Below are 3,873 nucleotides of genomic sequence, written 5' to 3'. Positions count from 1 at the left end.
TCCCAGAAAGGTGTTGACTGGCAGTTTACCACCAATGAAGCAAGAATCAAACTAAAACGCCTTTACCCACAGTTTAAGGATTGATTAGGTACTAGGGAGCAGGCTGCTGCTTTCTGGCTTTTTTTGCATGCCCGCTCGATCACTTTGAGCCTTACGCACTAAAAAACGGAGTCTGCTGCGAATGCTATAACGAAAGAAATGCGCGGGATTATGGGGGAATAAAGATGCGGAAAAAGAAACGTTTAAAATGGAAAAGAATAAGAACGAAGCATATACTAATTTTTGCTGCCGCTATGGCTGCAGTAATGCTGCTCGGCGGGTGGGGGACGTTCCGCCTGATGGTGAATGCGCAGGATATTGCGCTGCTTGATGCGCCGCTCCCGGCAGCAACCGTACTATATGACCGGAACGGGAAAGAGGCTACCCGGATTTCCTTTAACAAGATCGAGGAAATCGGGTATGCGGACATTCCGGGCCATATGATTGACGCGGTCGTCGCTGTAGAGGATAAGCGCTACTTCGAGCATGACGGGATGGATATGCGGGCTATCGGGCGGGCTCTGGTTGCCAACTTTTCAGCTGGCGGGACCGTTCAGGGCGGGAGCACGATTACGCAGCAGCTTGCCAAAAATGTTTTTTTATCGCATGAAAGGACTTGGTCGCGTAAATGGGACGAGGTGCTCTTAGCGAAGAAGATCGAAGAGAGCTATGGCAAGCAGGACATCATGGAAATGTACTTGAATCAGATTTATTATGGCGAGGGAGCCTGGGGGATTAAGAGAGCGGCTTACACCTATTTCGGAAAAGAAGCAAAGGAGCTGACAGTAGCGGAGGCTGCTTTGCTCGCGGGACTAATTAAGGCGCCTTCGGCTCTTACGCCATATAAGCATTTGGAGAAAGCGAAGGCGAGAAGGGATGTTGTGCTGCAGCTAATGAAGGAGCAGCAGCAAATAACCGGTGAAGTATACGCTCAAGCGTTACAAGAGCCTATCAAACTGCTTAGCTCCAAGCCTAACCGCGTGAATGACATTCACTATCCCTATTACGTCGACCAGATCATTCGCGAGGCTATGACGTTATACGGCTTAACGGAAAATGAGGTGCTGCAGGGCGGACTTCGCATCTACACGGAGCTCGATACGGGCATGCAGCAAGCTGCCGAGAAGGTGTATGCCAAGGAAGAACTGTTTCCGCAAAGCGCGGCAGATCAACTGATACAAAGCGGTTCCGTCCTAGTCGACCCGCGGGACGGCGGTATTCGCGCGCTAGTAGGAGGCAGAGGCGAGCAGCCGTTCCGCGGCTTTAACCGCGCGACGCAGCTTAAGCGACAGCCAGGATCGACGATTAAGCCTGTTGTTGTCTATACTCCTGCGCTCGAACAAGGTTATCAGCCGATGGATAAGCTGCTGGATGAGCCGATCAACATAGGCGGCTACGAGCCGCGTAATGCGGATGGCCGTTTTCACGGCGAAGTGACCCTTTATGAAGCGCTCATTAACTCTTACAATATACCGGCCGTAAAATTGCTTAACGAAATGGGAATAGATAAAGGAATCGATGCCGCTGCTCGTTTCGGACTCCCCTTAAGCGATGGCGACCGAAATCTCGGGCTGGCGCTTGGCGGGCTTCATGAAGGGGTATCGCCGCTTCATATGGCTGAGGCCTTCGGCGTATTCGCCAATAACGGCATTCAGATGAAGGCACATGCAATCACGCGCATTGAATCCGCGGATGGTGAAGTGCTGGCGGAATACAAAGCCGGGGCTGGAAAGCAGGTAACAGAGCCCGCGATTGCCCATACGATGACTGCCATGCTGCAGGGCGTTATTCGGGAAGGTACTGGCGAAGCAGCGGAGCTTGCCGGCCGGCCGTTTGCAGGGAAATCGGGAACGACGCAAATGCCTGGAACTTCGGGTTACGGGGCAAAGGACAATTGGTTCGTGGGCTATACTCCTCAGCTCGTTGGGACGGTATGGCTAGGTTACGATCAAAGCGATAGCGAGCATTATTTGACGACGAGCTCCAAAGCGGCTGCGGTCGTGCTGAAGGCAGTTTTTGAGGAGGCATTGCAGGGCGAGCCGGTTATGCCGTTCCCTGCCGGGACTTCTATTTTTGAAAAAAAGAAAAATAAAGAAAACAATAACGATCATTCAGATGATGATAACGATAACGATAACGATAACGATAACAATAACGATAACAATAATGATAACGACGATGAAGACGATAATGGAGATAAGGAAAGTGAATGGAAGAAAGAACGAGAGGAGCGAAAAGAGCGTAAGGAAAGAGAAAAGGAAGACAAAAAGAGAGAGAGGGATAGAGATCGCGGAAGAGACCGGGACGATGACAATGATGACGATGACGATGACGATGATAATGACTAACTCGCTATAAGTAATCTTTAGTATATATTTATAGAACATAGGATGGAGAAGAAGGAACGTGCTTCTTCTCTTTTAATAGGCTTGAATTTTTTTCTAAATATGTTTAAATGAAAGGTATTGATGGAAGAGGGATAGTCTTGGAAAAAGGAGGTAAATCATGAAAATCAGATTGTTCATTGAATCCATAATCGTTTCCTTGCTTGCTGCAATCCGTCATCGGTCGGCAGGTCGTTCGAGGTTATTTGCTCACGGAGACGCATGTTCCTGATCTTGTGAACAGCTATGCAAGCGTGGACTATTTGCAGGAAAAGGTTTCCTTCGGTGTAGTTCATCACTATAGCGAACCGTTTATCGCAGGCGCTAGCCTGGTCATAGGCGCAATCTATTTTGGAATTCGATTATTTTTGATTGATAGACGAAGGAAGTCGGCCTAGAATCCGGCTTTTTCTTGCGAATGCTGTTTTTTGGACTGTTCGTTTGTGCTATCCTTTACTAGAGGGGCGGGTAATATGATATTGGAAGTAGCGATGCTGCAAGTAAAGCCGGGCTTGTCAGAATCGTTTGAGCAAAATTTCAAACAAGCCTCGACGATTATATCTAAAATGAAGGGTTACGTAAACCATGAATTGCAGTCGTGCATGGAGGAAGCTAACAAATATATATTGCTCGTAAGATGGGAAACGCTGGAGGACCATACGGAGGGCTTTCGCGGCTCGGTGGAGTATTTGAAGTGGAAAAGCCTGCTGCATCAATTTTACGACCCGTTTCCGGTTGTGGAGCATTATACGAATGTGGAGCTTGATTAGAGGTGATTAACAGATAGTGAATATCTATTAAATTTCTATAATCTCTATAAAAAATGTTCTAATGTTATAGAGGTGATGGAATGAAACTATACGGAATTGGTGATTTTGCCAAGATGGTCGGAGTCACCCAACAAACATTAAGGAACTGGGACAAGCTAGGAAAACTGAAGCCTCATCATGTCAGCGATAGTGGATACAGGTATTACTCCCAGACACAGCTAAACGAGCTTCTGCGCAAGAAAGAACCAGCTCAAAGAATGATCGTGGGTTATGCCCGCGTATCCAGTCCAAAACAGAAAGATGATCTTGAGCGACAGATTGAAAACATCAAAATGTACATGCTTGCCAAAGGATACTCTTTTGAGATGATTTCCGATATTGGCAGCGGCATCAATTACAACAAAAAAGGTCTGAACCAGCTATTGGAACTTGTCGTTTCTTCCCGCGTCGAAAAGGTCGTTGTTTTGTACAAGGACAGGTTGCTTCGATTTGGTTTTGAACTCATGGAAAACTTGTGCAGCCAGTTTGGAACCTCGATAGAAATTATCGACCATACAGAGAAAGCGGAAGAACAAGAATTGGTAGAAGACTTGATTCAAATCGTAACCGTATTCAGTTGTCGGTTGCAAGGCAAACGGGCAAACAAAGCAAAGAAAATAATAAAGGAGTTGATGGAAGAT

Annotated in this window: 3 protein-coding genes; all 3 read left to right on the top strand. The window is 47.1% G+C overall.

Annotation, left to right across the window (positions count from 1 at the left end):
• Nucleotides 1-224 precede the first annotated feature (224 nt).
• Nucleotides 225-2,387, top strand: a complete 2,163-nt coding sequence (locus L1N85_RS26600) for a transglycosylase domain-containing protein (protein WP_235242033.1) — start codon at nt 225-227, stop codon at nt 2,385-2,387.
• A 509-nt stretch (nt 2,388-2,896) separates the two neighbouring features.
• Nucleotides 2,897-3,193 carry an antibiotic biosynthesis monooxygenase family protein gene (locus tag L1N85_RS26595; RefSeq protein WP_235242032.1) on the top strand — a complete coding sequence of 99 codons (297 nt, stop codon included), beginning with the start codon at nt 2,897-2,899 and terminating at the stop codon, nt 3,191-3,193.
• A gap of 80 nt (nt 3,194-3,273) precedes the next feature.
• A partial coding sequence (locus tag L1N85_RS26590; RefSeq protein WP_235242031.1) for an IS607 family transposase occupies nt 3,274-3,873 on the top strand: 600 nt, incomplete at its 3' end.

Source organism: Paenibacillus alkaliterrae (genome assembly GCF_021532375.1).
GTDB classification, from domain to species: Bacteria; Bacillota; Bacilli; order Paenibacillales; family Paenibacillaceae; genus Pristimantibacillus; species Pristimantibacillus alkaliterrae.
This window is presented reverse-complemented; position numbering and strand designations above follow the sequence as displayed.